Raw genomic sequence first — 15,687 nt, 5'->3', positions numbered from 1 at the left:
GTGGGTTGGGCATGGGCAAGTGCTTTGCGATGCGGGCTTCCGCCCCATTCGCGCATAGCCGACGCGGCATCGGCTATCGCTTCAGCCGGGTTTGCGCCGGCCCCGTGGCAGCCGGCGAGATCGGGCATCCGCACTCCCCAAACGCCGTCACTGCCATCCACGATTCCGACATAGCGGATCATTCGGCTCCTTCCGCGTTATTTCGATCGCGCTCGCATCATAGCAGATCATACTCGATGAAGCCCGTCCGCCGCGCGACATGGTCGTAGAGTTTGCGCGCGGTGGCGTTGGTTTCGTGGGTCATCCAGTAGACGTTCTTGACGCCGATCTTGCCGGCTTCCTGCGTCACCGCTTCGATGAGGGCCGCACCGATGCCCTTGCCGCGCACGTCGGGGTCGGCGAACAGGTCCTGCAGGTAGCAGTTGTTTTTCTCCGACCAGCCGGAGCGGTGATAGAGATAATGGGTCAGGCCGACCGCCTTGCCGTCGAGCGTGGCGATAAACCCCTTCGGTTCGAATTCACCTTCCGTGAACAGTCGTTTCCAGGTGATGTCGTAGACCTCGTCCGGCAGCTTGGTCTCGTAGAAGGTGAGGTAGGCAGTCCACAGCCGCCGCCAGTCGGCATGGTCGGCCAGCGCCAGCGGGCGGACGGTGATCTCGGTCATTTCGGTTCCTCCAAAGCCTTATCGGATTCCAGCGGAATCAGATCGGAAACACCATCGCCTAATCCACCGGCGAATTGTACTCGCGAAATGCGGTCGCCAGCATTTGCAGCGCGTCACGCGCCCGCGGCGCCAGATTGTGCGAATGCAGGACCACTTCGGAGGGGTCAAGCGACGGCAGGCCGAGCTTGCGGCCAACCTCGATCAGGCCGGGCGGAGCGACGCAGTGAGCCAGCGCCGAAACGGCAAAGCCCGCCGATATCGCAATGTTGACGGCCGCGCCGCCGCCGCCGACGAAGGCCTCCTCCCAGGCGATGCCTGCTTTGTCCAGCGCCTCGAGCGCCCGCACACGATCCGGACAGTTGCACACGGTGCTTAAGAGCGCGAGGCGCAACGGCGTTCCGCGCTGCCACTCGAAGGAAGGTGCGGCGAACCAGCCATAGTGGTTGCGCGACAAGGTCCGGCCAGGACGGCTGTCGCCTTCGCGGTGCACGATGACTGCGTCGAGCTCGCCGTGATCGAAAGCTTCCTTGAGCACCGTGCTGGTGTCGATCCTCAAACTGAGCGTCAGCGATGGATCGTGCGCATGGAGCTGGGCAATCAGAATGGACAGCGCCGGACCGGCGGCATGATCGACAAAGCCGAGCGCAAGCCGGCACGGTGCTGACGCAAACTCCGCCATGGCGCGCTCGTGCGCGGCAAGGAAGTCACGCGCGGCGGGGAGGAAGACGGCGCCTCGTGCCGACAGGCTGACGCGGCGCGGCGTTCTTTCGATCAATCGCGCGCCGAGCTTCTCCTCAAGGCGGCGCAGCTTGACGCTGATCGTCGCCTGCGTGCTGCCCAGCGCCGATGCCGCCTGGGTGAAGCTCTGCAGATCGGCCACCATCACAAAGGTTCGTACGGCGTCCACATCAAGACTGGTCATCGCAGCACTCCATTGGCCAACTATTCGATTTTGTCATTTCTGATATAGCCGAGCATAGTCTTTTTTCATGGTCAAGTCTCCTCTATGTCAAACTGGTCGCGGTTTGAAGAGCGCCTCATGCTCGGATGGAAAGAGATCGATATGCCAATTCAACGAAACACCATCGCGCTCACCGGCGTGTGCTTGGCGTCGCTCTTGTTCGGGCTCGAAATCTCCAGCGTGCCGGTGATCCTGCCGAAACTCGAAAGCGTGCTCGCCGCCGATTTCAAAGACCTGCAATGGATCATGAACGCCTACACCATTGCCTGCACCACGGTGCTGATGGCGACAGGGACATTGGCCGACCGTTTCGGCCGCAAGAGCGTGATGGTGATCACCACCGTCGCCTTTGGCCTCGCCTCGCTGCTGTGCGGCCTGGCTCCGAGTGCGGCGCTGCTGATCGCCGCCCGCTTCCTGCAAGGCCTCGCCGGCGGCGCGATGCTGACCTGCAGCGTCGCCGTGCTGTCGCATCAGTTCCAGGATGGCCGCGAACGCGGCAAGGCTTTCGTCGCCTGGAGCGTCGTCTCAGGCATCGGGCTCGGTTTCGGGCCCGCCATCGGTGGCTTGATCGTGGCGCTGTCGAACTGGCAATGGGTGTTCCTCATCCACGTGCCGCTGGCGCTCCTGGCGCTCGCCTTTATCGGCGCCGGTGTCACGCAATCGCGCGATCACAATGCCCAGAAGCTCGACTGGGCCGGCATGCTGACGCTGTCGGCTTCTGTGTTCGGCTTCTCCTATCTGATTACGCAGGGTGCGGATCTCGGGACCAGCGCCCGCATCGGCGTGATATCAGCCTCCGTGGCTGCGTTCATCGCTTTCCTTGTCGCCGAGAGGGTCAATCCCTATCCGATGTTCGATTTCTCCGTGTTCCGCATCCGCCAGTTTTCCGGCGCGATCATGGGCGCCATCGGCATGAATTTCAGCTACTGGCCGTTCATCATCTATCTGCCGATCTATTATTCCGGCGTTCTCGGCTACGACAGCACGACGACCGGCCTGCTGTTGCTCGTCTACACGCTGCCCTTCATGGTGATGCCGCCGATCACCGAGCGCATTCGCGCGCGCTATCAGGCACGAATTGCCATCCCGCTCGGTCTGCTGACGCTAGGGATCGGTTTCATCGCCATGTGGATCGGCTCCAGGCTCGAGGGCGCCACCTGGCTGACCATGCTGCCGGGCACGCTGATTGCCGGCATAGGCATCGGTCTCACCAATTCGCCGACCACCAATACCACGACCGGCGCGGTATCGCCGGATCGTGCCGGCATGGCGTCCGGCATCGACATCAGCGCACGCCTGATCACGCTCGCTATCAACATCGCGGTGCTCGGCCTGCTGCTGACGCAAGGTATCGTTTCCCACCTGCGGGCCACACTCGGCGCGGCTTTGGAGCCGGATGAGTTGCGGGCACTGGCGGAAAGGGTCGCTACCGGCAATCTGGAGGGCCTTGCGCAGGGGACGCCGAAGCTCGCAGCCCTCGGCCCATCCGGCGCCATCGTGCATGCCGCGCTGGTCAATGGTTTCGGCTGGGTCATGCTCTATTGCGGGATCGGCGTTCTCGCCCTGTCGGTCATCGGCTTCGTCATCTTCGGGCCGAAGCGCGTCGCGCCGCAGGAGAGAGGGTTTGCTCCCGCGGAGTAAGCGGCCAAAGCCGCCCGTAGCTGTCAGCCAACCCTCGATCCTCACCCCTGCCGTCTGGCCATGAAGGCCAGGCGTTCAAACAGATGCACGTCCTGTTCGTTCTTGAGCAGTGCGCCGTGCAGCTTCGGCAGCGCGTTCCTGGGGTCGGCGCGCAGATCCTCGGGTGCGATGTCGTCGGCGACCAGCAGGCGGATCCAGTCGAGCGCCTCGGAGGTCGACGGCTTCTTCTTCAACCCCTGCACATCGCGGATCTCGTAGAACTGGGTCAGGGCAGCACGCACCAAATTCTGCTTTATGCCGGGATAGTGCACGTCGACGATTTTGTGCAGCGTGTCGACATCGGGAAAGCGGATGTAGTGGAAGAAGCACCGGCGCAGGAAGGCGTCGGGCAGTTCCTTCTCATTGTTGGAAGTGATGATGACGATGGGGCGCACAGCGGCGCGGATCGTTTCGCCGGTTTCGTAGACGAAGAACTCCATCCGGTCGAGTTCCTGCAGCAGGTCGTTGGGGAATTCGATATCGGCCTTGTCGATCTCGTCGATCAACAGCACGACCTTCTTACCGGCCGCGAAGGCGTGCCAGAGCTTGCCGCGCTTGATGTAGTTTTTGATGTCGTTGAACCTGGCATCGCCGAGCTGGCTGTCGCGCAGCCGCGAGACAGCATCATATTCATACAGTCCCTGCTGCGCACGGGTGGTCGACTTGACGTGCCATTCGATCAGGTCGAGGCCGAGCGCCGATGCCACCTGGCGGGCAAGCTCGGTCTTGCCGGTGCCCGGCTCGCCCTTGACCAGCAACGGCCGCTCCAGCGCGATCGCGGCGTTCACCGCCACCATCAGATCCTTGTCGGCGACATAGGCCGCCGTGCCTTCGAAACGCATACTTGCTCCTCGGTTGGTCAGCGCGAGCGTAAGGACGCTGCTTGACCTGTGCAAGGGCGAGCCGGCTGCGACCAAAGCGTGTGAGATCGAAATGGAAACATCGGCTCATGTCACTAGCGCTTGACCGACCAGCCGCCTATATTGGGCTTGGCGGTCTGCGCTTCCCGGCAGGAGAACATTTTCCCCGGGGCCTTAACGATCCTTAGGGAGCTGTCCCTGGGAAGACCCGTGGGTTTTCTCATACGGCGCCCACCTACTTTGTAGGTTCCCGGGATCGCTCTCTCCACCGGTTGTGTGGATCGTCACTTACCTCTATCCGCCCAGTTTGGCGGATGATGTGGTAGAAAACGTCGCTCATGAAACGTCACCCAGATCCGACCTTTTCTATCGTCCGCGCATGACATCTCCCAAAGACCTGAAAAAGCAGTTGCGCCTCGAGGCACTCGGCCGTCGCGATGCGCTCGATCCGCTGTGGCGGGTGGAGATCGCGCTTGAAATGGCCGAGACGGCGCGCGACCACCTCGCCATCGAGCCGGGTCAGATCGTTTCAGCTTTCTGGCCGATGCGATCGGAAGTCGACGTCAGGCCGCTGATGTTCGCCTTGCGCGAGAACGGGGCCAGGCTTTGCCTGCCGGCCATCCTCGACAAGACCACCATCGTCTTTCGCGAACTGGTGCGCGGCGCGCCGATGGTCGAGATGGGTTTTGGCACGGTCGGTCCGCATGCGGAGGCCGAGGTTCTCGATCCCGCGGTGATGCTGGTGCCGCTCGCGGCCTTCGACAGCCGCGGTCATCGCATCGGGTATGGCGCCGGCTATTACGACCGCGCCATCGCCAGGCTGATCGACAAGGGCCAGCCGCCACGACTGATCGGCATCGCTTTCGATTGCCAGGAGGTGGGTCTGGTGCCGGATGAGGCGCACGACGTCATCATCCCGGAAATACTCACCGAGAGCGGTTTGCGCCGCTTCGACATCGCTTAAAAGACCGCGATCCCGCTTAACGCGTTTCCAAGACGTGCCGGATAGTATTCCGGCAACACAGTCCGAGCCGATGGCGGCCATCATGTTTGTCTTCGCACGCTTCCTGCTGATGCCGTTCGTCCTCATCGCGGTAACGCTGTTCGCGATGGCATTGCACATTTCCGGAACGGCCCTGCACCACCAGTTCGCCTGGCATCAGACGGTTGCCACAGTGACGGATGTCAGTTCCTACAGCGAAGCCCAGGGTAATGGCCTCACCGCGAAAGGCATCAACGTCGCTGTCACCTATGTCGCGAACGATGCACCGATGACGTGGTCCGGCAAGGGAAAGGACATCGGCCTCTACACGGCGTCCAAAGGCGACGCGGTGAAGTTGTATTACAACCCTGCCAATCCATCGATCCTCGATACCGCGGCGATGAAGGGCTGGCGCGGCGGGCTGTTGCTCCTGGCCGCTACTGGTGGGTTCACTGTTTTTTACGTGTGGTTCTTCTGGCTGCGCGGACGCACCGCACCGCCGGCGTCACCGATGATGCCTTCGGCAGTTCGCGTTGCGGGCGCGAGCGCCAAGCCGCCTCAACAGCAGCGTGGTACTTTCGGCCGGCGTTAGCGCCAATCGCCCGGGTAGCGCTTGCCTAGCGTCCGTGCCTCTGGATAGAAGTGGGCATGAGACTTCTCTTCCTCGGCGACATGGTGGGCAAATCGGGACGTACGGCGGTGTGGGAACAACTGCCCGGCCTGATCTCGGATTTCAAACTCGACTTCGTCATCGTCAATGGCGAGAACGCCGCCGGCGGCTTCGGCATCACCGAAGACATTTTTCGCGACACCATCGCCGCCGGTGCGGATGTCGTCACCACCGGCAACCATGTCTGGGACCAGCGCGACGCACTGGTCTTCGCGCCGCGCGAGGAGCGCTTCTTGCGCCCGTCCAACTTCCCCAAGGGCACGCCGGGGCGCGGTTCCGGCGTCTATATCGCCAAAAACGGCGCGCGCGTGCTGGTCGCCAACATCATGGGCCGGGTGTTCATGCATCCCGAGCTCGACGATCCGTTCCAGGCCGGCGAGCGCGAGCTGGCCGCCTGTCCGCTGGGCGAGCAGGCCGATGCCGTGGTCATCGACTTCCATGCCGAAGCGACCTCGGAGAAAATGTGCTTCGCGCATTTCGTCGACGGCCGCGCCAGCCTCGTTATCGGCACCCATACGCACCAGCCGACGGCCGACCACCAGATCCTCAATGGCGGCACCGGCTACATGTCCGATGCCGGCATGTGCGGAGACTATGATTCCTCGCTCGGCATGGACAAGGAAGAGCCGCTCAACCGCTTCCTGTCGAAAGTGCCGAAAGGCCGCTTCGAGGCGGCGACCGGACCGGCGACATTGTGCGGCGTCGGCGTCACTATTTCCGACCGCACCGGCCTGACCGAGAAGATCGCGCCTTTTCGTCGCGGGCCGCGGCTCGAAGAAACCGCGCCATCCTTCTGGTCTTGACATTGATATAGTCGAGTAAAGTACCTAACTGGCGACGAAACTGCTCTAGATCGTTAAAGAGGGGACGACCTCCATGCAGCTGATCGAGTTCTTTGCGCCGCATTTTCAATTTGTTTCCGATCCAACCGCGTGGGTCGCGTTGCTGACGCTGATCGTCCTCGAGGTCGTGCTCGGCATCGACAATCTGATCTTCATCTCGATCCTGACCAACAAATTGCCTGAGGCGCAGCGCGCCCGCGCCCGCCGTCTCGGCATCTCGGCGGCGCTGATCATGCGGCTGGTGCTGCTCGCAACCATCTCCATCATCGTGCAGCTGACGACGCCGGTGTTCACAGCGTTCGGCCATGGCTTTTCCTGGCGCGACCTGATCCTGATTGCCGGCGGCCTGTTCCTGGTCTGGAAGGCGACCAAGGAAATCCACCACACCGTCGATCCCGACGACCACAAGGATACGATGATGGGCGAGACGCTGCAGATCTCGCTTGCCGGCGCCATCTTCCAGATCCTGCTGCTCGATCTCGTCTTTTCGATCGATTCGATCATCACCGCCGTCGGCATGACCGACGAGATTGCCATCATGTACATCGCCGTGATCGTGGCGGTGAGCGTGATGATGCTGGCGGCCGGGCCGCTGGCCAATTTCATCGCCAAGAACCCGAGCATCGTCATGCTGGCGCTGGGCTTCCTGCTGATGATCGGCATGACGCTGATCGCCGACGGCATGGGCTATCATGTGCCGAAGGGCTACATCTACGCCGCGATGGGCTTTTCCGCCCTGGTCGAGGGCCTCAACATGCTGGCGCGGCGAAGGAAGAAATCCAGCGGTGGGCATTGAGGCTGGGCGATCGGGGCGATCCTAGCGCCCCGGCACGCCCTTCGGATAACGGTCGCCGATCAGGCCAAGCGACAGGCCCTGTTCCAGCCATGCCTTTGCGCCGGCAAGAACCAGTGCGAAGCCGTCGGTCGAGCCGACCGCCTGCTTGACCTGCTCGTCGGCGGTGCCGGCGAAGCCGAAATTGCTGACCTCAAGAAAGGTCGCACCGTCAGGCGTTTCGGCGCCGGGCATCTCCGTGAATGTCCAGACCACAGTGGTCGGCGGATCGCTCCATTGCATGACGATCTTCTTGTTCTCGACGATCTCGCTGACATTGACCATCGCCGAGGCGCCGTACATGCGCCACTCCCAGCGAACCTCTTTGCGGCTATCCAGCCGGCCGCTACTGTGGGTAAACCAGAATTTCGTGGTGATGGCCGGGTCGACCATCGCCTCGAAGACATCGGCGACCGGCCGCTTAATCAGCATGCCGGCTTCGGCAGTCGGCGTTTTGTGAATTTCCATCGATGCTCCTTCCTTGTCCGGTTTGCGCTCACCATGCGTCAGGCTCGCGCACCATGTGAACGATGCTGGCCGGGTTGGCGATCCAGAAGCCGCGAAAGCCTTCGCCCAGGGGCTCGACCGCGTCGCAACGGACGACGCCGGCCTTGGCGAGATGATCCGCAATGGCTGCAGAATCGTCGGTGAAAAGCTCAAGCCAGACTTCGGCCTGGCTCAGCATCGGCGCCTCGTCGATCCACAGACGGTTTGGGCCAAGCTCGAAGCCGATGGCTGGCGTCTTGGCGGTAAATGGCTTCAAGCCGACGACATCACGATAGAAGGCGATCGTCGCCTCGTACTGGTGCGGCGGCACCTTCATGGCGATGTTGATGCCGCCGGTCATCTTCGCGGTCATTGCGGGCTCCGTTGCGCTGTTCATCTGTTTGTCTCGTTCGCCGGCTCGCCCCTCATCTCGCCGCGGTAGTAGCCGTCGCGCAGGTTGATGCCGTATTCGACATAGGCCTTCATGCAAGCCAGCATCTGCGACCAGCCCTCGCAATTGAGGTAGGATTTCTGCAGGCCGACCACGCCTTCCGGCCAGCCGGATTCAGCAATGGTCACAAGGGTGCCGCCATCGTCCAGCGGCTCGAAGTTCATCTCGATGCGTGTCTTGTAGGCGGGCCTGTCGTCGGCATCTGTGGCATCCCAGCGCAACACGATGCGGCTGTCCTTGACCACTTCATCGACCTCGACCGGCACTTTTCCCCACCAGACGACACCGATGCCGGCTTCTAGCGGGGCGCTGGCGCCGCCGATGGTGGTGAAATAGCCGCTGAGCTTCTCCGGATTGACGACTGCGTCGAAGACTTCTGCGACCGGTTTGCCGATGCGCCCGGAAACTCTGAATCCAAGAGACATATCCACAGCTCCTTTCTTGATTGGCTCGACGATATGTTATAGAAACATAACATGTCAAGCCAAACCGCAGACGATCACATTTTCAAGGCGTTGGCGCATCCGCGCCGTCGCGAATTGCTGGATCGGCTGAAGGATGCGCCGCAGACGACCGGCATGTTGTGCGAGGCGTTTCCCGACATCGATCGCTGCACCGTCATGCTGCATCTCAAGGTGCTGGAAGAAGCCGAACTGGTGGTGGCAAAGCGCGAAGGGCGCGAGCGCTGGAACCATCTCAACGCGCTGCCGATCAAGCACATCCACGACCGCTGGATCAGCCAGTATGCCGGCCATGCGCTCAGCATTATCGACCGGCTGAAATCCGATCTGGAGGGCTGAACCGGCGCGGCTGGACGAATTGAGCCGATTTATCTATAAGCCGGCCATTCCGACAGAGAACGCCGTGCATCCATCGCGTTGCACCTTGGACGGCTCTGAAATTTGAATTCGAGTACCCGGGAAGACGAGGTGAGACCACCTCGCTTCGGGATGCTCTAGCCGAAGACGACAGGGGTGCCATGGCTGGCCATTCACAGTTCAAGAACATCATGCACCGCAAGGGCCGGCAGGACGCGGTGCGGTCAAAAATGTTTTCCAAGCTGGCGCGCGAAATCACCGTCGCCGCCAAGAGCGGGACGCCCGACCCATCGATGAACCCGCGTTTGCGCCTGGCTATCCAGAACGCCAAGGCGGTGTCGATGCCGAAGGACAACATCCAGCGCGCCATCAACAAGGCGTCGATGGGCGATGCCGAGAATTACGAAGCGGTGCGCTATGAAGGCTATGGGCCAGGCGGCGTGGCGCTGATCGTCGAGGCGCTGACCGACAACCGCAACCGCTCGGCCTCGAATGTGCGCGCCGCCTTCACCAAAGCCGGCGGTGCGCTTGGTGAAACCGGCTCGGTGTCGTTCATGTGGAACCGCGCCGGCGAGATTTACTATCCGGCCTCCGCCGGCAGCGCCGACAAGGTGATGGACGCGGCGATCGAGGCCGGCGCCGATGATGTCGAGTCCGACGAGGAAGGCCACACCATCTACTGTGCGTTCGAGAGTATGGGCGAAGTGTCTAAGGCGCTGGAAGCCTCGCTTGGCGAGGCCGAATTGGTGAAGCCGATCTGGCAGCCGCAGAACAATGTCCCGGTCGACGAAGAGCGGGCGCAATCGCTGATGAAACTGGTGGCAACGCTCGAGGACGATGACGACGTGCAGAGCGTCTACGCCAATTTCGAGGTCGACGACGAGACCATGGCCAAGCTCAGCGCGGCGTAGGTCCGTGCAATACAGTCGGATGCGAATATTGCTGTATGACGGCGGCCTGCCTATAGATTAGTCAGTGATCAGGGGGGGCCGATGACCGACTATAAAGAGGCAAGTTTTGCCGATGCGGTGGCCTGGCCTCGCCGGCCCGGCATATGGCGACGGTTTCTCGCTGCACTCATCGACTACCTTGTAATCCTGATCGCCCTCTATTTGCTCGTAGGGGCTCTATTTCTGCTGACCAACGGTGGCGTAAAAGGCAGCTTTTGGCTGAACTGGAAACTATGCCAGGAGGGTACGGTTCACGGTGCCCCGACACTTGCCCGTTATGACTGGCAGGTGTGTAGAACATCAGTACTCGGTTTGCCGGTCGCCATATGGAGCGTGGGTACGGCGCCGGGCTCAAAGCCTGGAGAAACCTCCTCCATCTCGATCGATCTGGATTCGCAAGGGAATTTCAGGCCTGCAGCATTGGACCTGGGTTTCCTCGAGCTGATCGCTCTGGCGTCTTATCTCCTCATTATGGAGTTGAAGTCCGGCCAATCAATCGGCAAGCGGCTCACGGAGCTCACTGTACATGATGAGGACGACAGACATAGGGCCGGCCTGCCGGCGAGAAAGGCTGTTCGGCGGCAACTTATCAAGTTTCTCGGCGCATTACCGATCGTCCTGACGGGAAGCTGGTATGCTTTTCAGGCTTGGGGCACCGCTCCCGGTGGCGTGCAGGATTACTCCAGCCTGGAAATAGTGGTTGCATCCGCTGCCCTCGTTTTGGTGCTGATCTGGCCGGTCTGGATTGCGATATCCATAGCTCTGGGCGACGACCCGATACACGATCGATTCGCAAATACCACGGTGCGCATACAGGAGGCCCAGACATGAGTGTGCCGGAGAGGCCCCGCGTGGTCATCACCTATTGCACGCAGTGCCAGTGGCTGTTGCGGGCCGGCTGGATGGCGCAGGAACTGCTCTCCACCTTCGGCACGGATCTTGGTGAAGTGACGCTGGTGCCGGGCACAGGCGGCATCTTCACCGTTTCCTGCAACGATGTGCTGGTCTGGGACCGCAAGCGCGACGGCGGCTTTCCCGATGCCGCCAAGCTCAAGCAGCTGGTGCGCGACGTCATCGATCCGGGCCGCGATCTCGGTCATTCCGACCGCAAGGGTCACTCGCAAAAGGACCCCGCTTGAGGCGAGGTCCTTGCGTTTGCGAAGTGTCATTTTTCAGAGCAATGCGAACATGAAGCAGGCCATCGACACGATGGCGGTGATGGTGCGGATGTGGTTCCACATCACCCATTGATTCAGATGGTTCGCCCACACGGCTGCGCCATTGGCGCTGGCCGGGTCGACGGCGGCGAGCGCATCGTTGAGCGGCACATTGAAGACCATGGTCACGATCGGGTTGCCGATCAAATAGATCACGGCGCCGGCAAGCAGCCAGTATGAGCCGGACTGGCTCCACCCCATGAGAACGGCGGCGATAAGCACCAGACAGAGCAGGCCGGTGCCGAACAGCGCCGTCATGAAGGTGGGCGTGATCACAGTGATGTTGATCGAATTCATCGCTGCGATGCCTTGGGGGACCGGCAGCCGGGCAAGCGCCGCCATGATAAAGTTGGAAAAGGCGAAGAACACGCCGCCGACGACGCCCGAGCCGATGGCGGCGATGATGGTGAGGGTGGGAAGAAGCTTGATCATCTCAGTTGCTCCAGATGCCGGTTGCAGCGGTTTCATTTGCGTAGGCGGAAAAGTCTTTCGGCGCGCGGCCGAGCACACGCTGGACGCCGTCGGTCAGCGTCTCGTTGCGGCCGTCAAGCACTTCGGTGAACAGCTCGTTGAGCAGCCAGGCGATTTCGGGCGGCAGTTCGTATGCCGCCGTCGCGGCGGTGAATTCGTCATGCGAGATCTTGATATAGCGGATGTCGCGGCCGGTCGCCTTGGCGATCTCGGCAACCGCGTCGGCGAAGCTTAGCAGCCGCGGCCCGGTCAACTCATAGAGCTGGCCGACATGACCCGGTTCGGTCAGCGCAACGAAGGCAGCATCGGCGATGTCGTCGACATCGACGAAGGGCTCGCCAACAGGGCCGACAGGCAAAGCCACTTCGCCTTGCCGCAAGGACTCGACGAGAAAACCTTCGCTGAAATTCTGCGAAAACCAAGCGCAACGCAGGATGGTCCAGTCAGCGCCCGAGGCTTTGACCATCTCTTCGGCGCGCTGGGCTTCGGTCTCGCCGCGGCCGGAGAGCAGCACCATGCGGGTGACGCCATTTGCCACCGCAAGCCTGGCGAAGGCGCCGACGGTCTCGGCGGCGCCCGGCACGGCGATGTCGGGATAGTAACTGATGTAGACGGCGCCCACGCCCTGCATGGCAGGCTCCCAGGTCGCCGGAACCTCCCAGTCGAAGCGGGGGCTGCCGGAACGCGAGCCGATGCGCACGGGAATGCCCTGTGAGGTCAGCCGCTCGGCTAGGCGACGGCCGGTCTTGCCAGTGCCACCGAGGATCAGGACTGGTTTGGTGTTAGTCATTGTGGCTTTCCTTTGTTTACAAATGTGAGGAATCCTTACATTTGCAAAACGTGATAAACCCTCGTATTTTGCGAAGTCAAGTCGTTTGTTGGCAGATTTTGTCGAGGCCGGGGGCCGTCATGGAAGACACAGCAACGCCCGCATCTGCCCAGGAGCAGGTCGCATCGCCGCGACGGGCGCCCACCCAGCAGCGCAGCCGCGAGCGGGTCGAGCGCATGCTGGCCGCAGCCTCGGCGCTGATTGCCGAGCAAGGCAGCGACGCCATGCGCATGGGCGAGGTGGCGGAACGGGCCGCGGTGTCGATCGGCTCGCTCTACCAGTTCTTTCCCGACAAGCGGGCGATCGTCTGGGCGCTGGCCGAGCGCTACACCGCCGAAAGCCAGGCCTGCATCTCCTCGGCGCTCAAGGATGTCGTCGACGCCGAGGGCCTGCGGCAGGCGTTTTCGGAGCTGGTGGATATCTACTATCAGCTGTTCCTGGCCGAGCCGGTGATGCGCGACATCTGGTCGGGCACGCAGGCCGACAAGGCGCTGCGCCAGCTCGAACTCGCCGACAGCCGGGCGAATGCCGAATTCCTGACCATGGTGCTGAAGCGGCTGCATCCCGGCGCCGATCCGGTGGCGCTGGAGACCACAGCGTTTCTGGTCTGGCAGATGGGCGAGGCTGCCGTGCGGCTGGCGATCTCGGTCGACCGGCAGGAGGGCGACAGGCTGGTCGCCGCCTACAAGCGCATGGCGTTGCGGGAATTAGTCGGCGCCTGACCGGTGTCGCCCGCCTTCATTTTGTCTCGCCTGGCAACGGCATGGCCGCGAGATTTCGCTTCGACGGCCGATGCTCCAGCCGCCAAGCCTTCGGGCTCAAGCCTGTCACGCGCAGGAACTCGCGGTTGAAGTTCGATTTGCTGAGAAACCCGGCGTCGAACATGATGCGGGTGATGGGTTCGTCGCTGGCCGCCAGCAGGCGGCAGGCTTCGCCGATGCGCTGGTTGTTGACATATTGCGACACGCTCGATCCGTGGATGCGGTTGACCGCCGACGACACTTGCCGCGCCGACAGGCCGAGGCGCCTGGCGATACGGCCGAGGTTGAGGTCAACGTCCCTGTAGAGTTCTTTTGACTGCATCAGCGCGTCGACGGCCGCTGCGACCGCGGAATCCTCGCTCGTCGCCCGTGGCGTGGCTTGCGGCCCATCGTCTTCATCGTCATCCAGAGGCGCGGTTTCGCTGGCCACCGCGGCTGCACCGCCAAGCAGCAGCAGCGCCAGCACATTGCCGGCGGCAATCACCGCGCCGGAATGGGCACCGCCGGTCCATTCGAGGTCGAGGCTGATGATGATGTCGGTGACCGGCGAGGCCAGGATCGCCAGCGTCGTCACCAGCAGCGCCCGGTAGGAGCGCAAGACACCGTCCAGACGCGACTCGGCAAGGCCGTCCGGCCCGACCCGCGCAAGCCAAAGAAGGGTGACGCCATAACACAGGAAGACCAGCATGATCACGGGGCCTACCGGCTCGCGCCAGAAGATCAGCAGCAGGGCCACAAGACAGGCCGGCAACAGATGCGGCCACAGCGAAGCCAGGCGATGCCGCGAGCGTTCCCTCGCCAGACCGCTAAAAGCTATCCAGGCAAGCGGCGCGATCAATGTCGCCAACACCGCCTGGAAAGGCATGATTGCCCTGACTTCGTAGCCCCAGCGGATACCGATCAGCACCGACTGCAAGGCGTAGGCAGCCATCAGCAGCATGAAAAACATGTTTTCGCGCAGATCGGCCTCGTTTCGGCGGATCATCTGCACGAGCAGGATGACGAGCAGCAGGGCAACGACGAATGGCAAGGGAATGAAGATCATGATCGCAAGCGTGGTCCAAAGCGGCCGACGATGGACCGGGCGGCCGACAATGACCTGGATTGCGTTCACGGTCGTCCCGGATCGTGATCGAGGTCGCGAAAATCGACGTCTCGGATCATCTGGGCAACGCCGCGGTCCTTTCGCGACCGCCCACCCATGATCGGAGACAATGATGAAATCCGCAATTCTCGTCTTGCTGCCCTTTGCCGCAGTTGCCCTGGCACCGCCGGTGGCCGGTGATGCCGCAAAGACGCTCGATCTCGCCGGTGTTACCGCCATCATCATCACCGGCGAGGCAAGCTCGGTCAAGCTGACCACTTCAGGTGCAGAACCCTACCAGGCGACGATCGGCAGCCGCCGCGAGGGCTGGTTTGCCAGCTGGTATTCGTCCTGGTTCGCTAATGACTGCCGCACCGCCAGCGACATGAAGCGAGAGGCCTCGACGTTGCGCATCAATGTCGCTCCGTCGTCCTGGCTGGACCCTTCGGATTGCAGGGTCGAGATCAACGCCAACATTGCGCCCGAGAGTTCGGTGTCGATCGACCAGGCGGCCTTGCTGGCCAGTATGACGGGGAATTTCTCCAGCATCGCCATTACCGGCAAGGCGGCCGATGTTTCGCTCGAAGGGCATGCTTCACGCATCGATCTCAAGGGCGAGGCGCTGAGGGCCAATCTCGCCTATGGCAGCATCCGGAAGGACGAGACTGTCGCCATTGCCGGCAAGGCGCTGGATGCCACGCTGACCTTCGGCAGGCAGGTTCAAATCAGCTACTCGGTGACCGCGTCGGCGTCCTTCGTCGACAGTTCGCTTGCCAACACTGCCGGCGCCAAACCCTCGATCGTGATCAAAGGCGATTTCGTCCGCGCCACGATCCGCTGAACAAAAAACCCGCCACAAGGGCGGGTTCCTGATCTGCGAAAGCCGATAGGCTTAAAGGCCGAACCCTTCGAAGCGCTTCTTGAACTTCGACAGGCGGCCGCCGCGGTCGAGCAGGGTTTGCTGGCCGCCGGTCCAGGCCGGGTGCGTGGTCGGGTCGATATCGAGGTTCATCGTATCGCCTTCCTTGCCCCAGGTCGAACGGGTCGAGTATTCTGTGCCATCGGTCATGACGACCTTGATGGTGTGGTAGTCGGGATGGATATCGGCCTTCATTGTCGTGCTTCCTGG

General features: G+C 62.1%; 21 protein-coding genes and 1 other RNA gene. 12 read left to right on the top strand and 10 right to left on the bottom strand.

The window, feature by feature from the left end; translation table 11 throughout:
• Positions 1-217: 217 nt before the first annotated feature.
• Both AC3EMP_RS01960 and AC3EMP_RS01955 read right to left on the bottom strand, forming a co-directional pair.
• Positions 218-664, bottom strand: coding sequence for a GNAT family N-acetyltransferase (locus AC3EMP_RS01960; protein ID WP_023824274.1), 447 nt, complete (start codon positions 662-664; stop codon positions 218-220).
• A 58-nt stretch (positions 665-722) separates the two neighbouring features.
• Positions 723-1,586 carry a LysR family transcriptional regulator gene (locus tag AC3EMP_RS01955; protein WP_023824273.1) on the bottom strand — a complete coding sequence of 288 codons (864 nt, stop codon included), beginning with the start codon at positions 1,584-1,586 and terminating at the stop codon, positions 723-725.
• Between the two features lie 141 nt (positions 1,587-1,727).
• On the opposite strand from AC3EMP_RS01955, the gene AC3EMP_RS01950 reads away from it, so the two are divergent.
• A complete protein-coding gene (locus tag AC3EMP_RS01950) occupies positions 1,728-3,266 on the top strand; it encodes an MFS transporter (protein WP_352712237.1) in 1,539 nt (512 codons plus the stop codon).
• 41 nt (positions 3,267-3,307) lie between these two features.
• Here AC3EMP_RS01950 and AC3EMP_RS01945 read toward each other — a convergent pair whose 3' ends face one another.
• Positions 3,308-4,147, bottom strand: a complete 840-nt coding sequence (locus tag AC3EMP_RS01945; protein WP_023694573.1) for an AAA family ATPase — start codon at positions 4,145-4,147, stop codon at positions 3,308-3,310.
• A gap of 149 nt (positions 4,148-4,296) precedes the next feature.
• Here AC3EMP_RS01945 and ssrS point away from each other — a divergent pair.
• From ssrS to AC3EMP_RS01920, 5 genes are all read left to right on the top strand, one after another.
• Positions 4,297-4,452: non-coding RNA, 6S RNA (gene ssrS, locus AC3EMP_RS01940), on the top strand.
• Positions 4,453-4,544: 92 nt separating this feature from the next.
• Complete coding sequence (locus AC3EMP_RS01935) at positions 4,545-5,129, top strand: 5-formyltetrahydrofolate cyclo-ligase (protein WP_023698428.1); 585 nt, start codon at positions 4,545-4,547, stop codon at positions 5,127-5,129.
• Between the two features lie 82 nt (positions 5,130-5,211).
• The gene (locus AC3EMP_RS01930) at positions 5,212-5,739 is read left to right on the top strand and encodes a DUF3592 domain-containing protein (RefSeq protein WP_196813862.1); all 528 of its coding nucleotides are present in this window, start codon (positions 5,212-5,214) and stop codon (positions 5,737-5,739) included.
• Between the two features lie 56 nt (positions 5,740-5,795).
• Entirely contained in the window at positions 5,796-6,620 is an 825-nt protein-coding gene (locus tag AC3EMP_RS01925) for a TIGR00282 family metallophosphoesterase (protein WP_023668734.1), read from the top strand.
• A gap of 73 nt (positions 6,621-6,693) precedes the next feature.
• Complete coding sequence (locus tag AC3EMP_RS01920) at positions 6,694-7,455, top strand: TerC family protein (RefSeq protein WP_023694576.1); 762 nt, start codon at positions 6,694-6,696, stop codon at positions 7,453-7,455.
• A 21-nt stretch (positions 7,456-7,476) separates the two neighbouring features.
• Here the strand turns inward: AC3EMP_RS01920 and AC3EMP_RS01915 are convergent, their stop codons facing one another.
• From AC3EMP_RS01915 to AC3EMP_RS01905, 3 genes are read right to left on the bottom strand one after another with little or no spacing between them, the layout of a single operon-like run.
• The gene (locus AC3EMP_RS01915; RefSeq protein ID WP_352712239.1) at positions 7,477-7,959 is read right to left on the bottom strand and encodes an SRPBCC family protein; all 483 of its coding nucleotides are present in this window, start codon (positions 7,957-7,959) and stop codon (positions 7,477-7,479) included.
• A gap of 28 nt (positions 7,960-7,987) precedes the next feature.
• Positions 7,988-8,350 carry a VOC family protein gene (locus AC3EMP_RS01910; protein ID WP_023726167.1) on the bottom strand — a complete coding sequence of 121 codons (363 nt, stop codon included), beginning with the start codon at positions 8,348-8,350 and terminating at the stop codon, positions 7,988-7,990.
• Between the two features lie 20 nt (positions 8,351-8,370).
• A complete protein-coding gene (locus AC3EMP_RS01905) occupies positions 8,371-8,853 on the bottom strand; it encodes an SRPBCC domain-containing protein (RefSeq protein ID WP_023684154.1) in 483 nt (160 codons plus the stop codon).
• A 51-nt stretch (positions 8,854-8,904) separates the two neighbouring features.
• Here AC3EMP_RS01905 and AC3EMP_RS01900 point away from each other — a divergent pair, with 51 nt between their 5' ends.
• The 4 genes from AC3EMP_RS01900 (at position 8,905) to AC3EMP_RS01885 (ending at position 11,335) form a co-directional block, all read left to right on the top strand.
• Positions 8,905-9,228, top strand: coding sequence for an ArsR/SmtB family transcription factor (locus AC3EMP_RS01900; protein WP_023829289.1), 324 nt, complete (start codon positions 8,905-8,907; stop codon positions 9,226-9,228).
• 179 nt (positions 9,229-9,407) lie between these two features.
• On the top strand, positions 9,408-10,157 hold the full coding sequence (locus AC3EMP_RS01895) for a YebC/PmpR family DNA-binding transcriptional regulator (protein WP_488494579.1): 750 nt from the start codon (positions 9,408-9,410) through the stop codon (positions 10,155-10,157).
• An 81-nt stretch (positions 10,158-10,238) separates the two neighbouring features.
• Positions 10,239-11,027, top strand: a complete 789-nt coding sequence (locus AC3EMP_RS01890) for an RDD family protein (protein WP_023829287.1) — start codon at positions 10,239-10,241, stop codon at positions 11,025-11,027.
• On the top strand, positions 11,024-11,335 hold the full coding sequence (locus AC3EMP_RS01885; protein WP_023700268.1) for an Rdx family protein: 312 nt from the start codon (positions 11,024-11,026) through the stop codon (positions 11,333-11,335). The genes AC3EMP_RS01890 and AC3EMP_RS01885 overlap by 4 nt, the downstream gene beginning before the upstream one ends.
• A gap of 33 nt (positions 11,336-11,368) precedes the next feature.
• Here the strand turns inward: AC3EMP_RS01885 and AC3EMP_RS01880 are convergent, their stop codons facing one another.
• Both AC3EMP_RS01880 and AC3EMP_RS01875 read right to left on the bottom strand, forming a co-directional pair.
• Entirely contained in the window at positions 11,369-11,845 is a 477-nt protein-coding gene (locus tag AC3EMP_RS01880) for an anthrone oxygenase family protein (RefSeq protein WP_023834632.1), read from the bottom strand.
• Between the two features lies 1 nt (position 11,846).
• The gene (locus AC3EMP_RS01875) at positions 11,847-12,674 is read right to left on the bottom strand and encodes an NAD(P)H-binding protein (RefSeq protein ID WP_023806576.1); all 828 of its coding nucleotides are present in this window, start codon (positions 12,672-12,674) and stop codon (positions 11,847-11,849) included.
• Positions 12,675-12,793: 119 nt separating this feature from the next.
• Between AC3EMP_RS01875 and AC3EMP_RS01870 the strand changes: the two genes are divergently transcribed.
• Entirely contained in the window at positions 12,794-13,435 is a 642-nt protein-coding gene (locus AC3EMP_RS01870; RefSeq protein ID WP_023668745.1) for a TetR/AcrR family transcriptional regulator, read from the top strand.
• A gap of 16 nt (positions 13,436-13,451) precedes the next feature.
• Here the strand turns inward: AC3EMP_RS01870 and AC3EMP_RS01865 are convergent, their stop codons facing one another.
• On the bottom strand, positions 13,452-14,588 hold the full coding sequence (locus AC3EMP_RS01865) for a helix-turn-helix domain-containing protein (protein WP_245274189.1): 1,137 nt from the start codon (positions 14,586-14,588) through the stop codon (positions 13,452-13,454).
• Between the two features lie 103 nt (positions 14,589-14,691).
• Between AC3EMP_RS01865 and AC3EMP_RS01860 the strand changes: the two genes are divergently transcribed.
• The gene (locus tag AC3EMP_RS01860) at positions 14,692-15,399 is read left to right on the top strand and encodes a hypothetical protein (protein ID WP_023834633.1); all 708 of its coding nucleotides are present in this window, start codon (positions 14,692-14,694) and stop codon (positions 15,397-15,399) included.
• Between the two features lie 51 nt (positions 15,400-15,450).
• Here AC3EMP_RS01860 and rpmE read toward each other — a convergent pair whose 3' ends face one another.
• Positions 15,451-15,672, bottom strand: coding sequence for a 50S ribosomal protein L31 (rpmE, locus tag AC3EMP_RS01855; RefSeq protein WP_023668748.1), 222 nt, complete (start codon positions 15,670-15,672; stop codon positions 15,451-15,453).
• Between the last annotated feature and the right edge of the window lie 15 nt (positions 15,673-15,687).

It is taken from the genome of Mesorhizobium sp. P160219 (assembly GCF_057786095.1).
The sequence above is the reverse complement of the archived record's forward strand: the minus strand, read 5'-3'. Positions and strand labels throughout refer to the sequence as shown.

Excerpts from the sequence above, each read along its gene's own strand:
- AC3EMP_RS01960 (WP_023824274.1), bottom strand. The coding sequence starts at position 664 with ATGACCGAGATCACCGTCCGCCCGCTGGCGCTGGCCGACCATGCCGAC.
- AC3EMP_RS01905 (WP_023684154.1), bottom strand. The coding sequence starts at position 8,853 with ATGTCTCTTGGATTCAGAGTTTCCGGGCGCATCGGCAAACCGGTCGCA.
- AC3EMP_RS01915 (WP_352712239.1), bottom strand. The coding sequence starts at position 7,959 with ATGGAAATTCACAAAACGCCGACTGCCGAAGCCGGCATGCTGATTAAG.
- AC3EMP_RS01890 (WP_023829287.1), top strand. The coding sequence starts at position 10,239 with ATGACCGACTATAAAGAGGCAAGTTTTGCCGATGCGGTGGCCTGGCCT.
- AC3EMP_RS01925 (WP_023668734.1), top strand. The coding sequence starts at position 5,796 with ATGAGACTTCTCTTCCTCGGCGACATGGTGGGCAAATCGGGACGTACG.
- AC3EMP_RS01920 (WP_023694576.1), top strand. The coding sequence starts at position 6,694 with ATGCAGCTGATCGAGTTCTTTGCGCCGCATTTTCAATTTGTTTCCGAT.
- AC3EMP_RS01950 (WP_352712237.1), top strand. The coding sequence starts at position 1,728 with ATGCCAATTCAACGAAACACCATCGCGCTCACCGGCGTGTGCTTGGCG.
- AC3EMP_RS01880 (WP_023834632.1), bottom strand. The coding sequence starts at position 11,845 with ATGATCAAGCTTCTTCCCACCCTCACCATCATCGCCGCCATCGGCTCG.
- AC3EMP_RS01935 (WP_023698428.1), top strand. The coding sequence starts at position 4,545 with ATGACATCTCCCAAAGACCTGAAAAAGCAGTTGCGCCTCGAGGCACTC.
- AC3EMP_RS01870 (WP_023668745.1), top strand. The coding sequence starts at position 12,794 with ATGGAAGACACAGCAACGCCCGCATCTGCCCAGGAGCAGGTCGCATCG.
- AC3EMP_RS01895 (WP_488494579.1), top strand. The coding sequence starts at position 9,408 with ATGGCTGGCCATTCACAGTTCAAGAACATCATGCACCGCAAGGGCCGG.
- AC3EMP_RS01955 (WP_023824273.1), bottom strand. The coding sequence starts at position 1,586 with ATGACCAGTCTTGATGTGGACGCCGTACGAACCTTTGTGATGGTGGCC.
- AC3EMP_RS01930 (WP_196813862.1), top strand. The coding sequence starts at position 5,212 with ATGTTTGTCTTCGCACGCTTCCTGCTGATGCCGTTCGTCCTCATCGCG.
- AC3EMP_RS01875 (WP_023806576.1), bottom strand. The coding sequence starts at position 12,674 with ATGACTAACACCAAACCAGTCCTGATCCTCGGTGGCACTGGCAAGACC.
- rpmE (WP_023668748.1), bottom strand. The coding sequence starts at position 15,672 with ATGAAGGCCGATATCCATCCCGACTACCACACCATCAAGGTCGTCATG.
- AC3EMP_RS01885 (WP_023700268.1), top strand. The coding sequence starts at position 11,024 with ATGAGTGTGCCGGAGAGGCCCCGCGTGGTCATCACCTATTGCACGCAG.
- AC3EMP_RS01900 (WP_023829289.1), top strand. The coding sequence starts at position 8,905 with ATGTCAAGCCAAACCGCAGACGATCACATTTTCAAGGCGTTGGCGCAT.
- AC3EMP_RS01945 (WP_023694573.1), bottom strand. The coding sequence starts at position 4,147 with ATGCGTTTCGAAGGCACGGCGGCCTATGTCGCCGACAAGGATCTGATG.
- AC3EMP_RS01860 (WP_023834633.1), top strand. The coding sequence starts at position 14,692 with ATGAAATCCGCAATTCTCGTCTTGCTGCCCTTTGCCGCAGTTGCCCTG.
- AC3EMP_RS01910 (WP_023726167.1), bottom strand. The coding sequence starts at position 8,350 with ATGACCGCGAAGATGACCGGCGGCATCAACATCGCCATGAAGGTGCCG.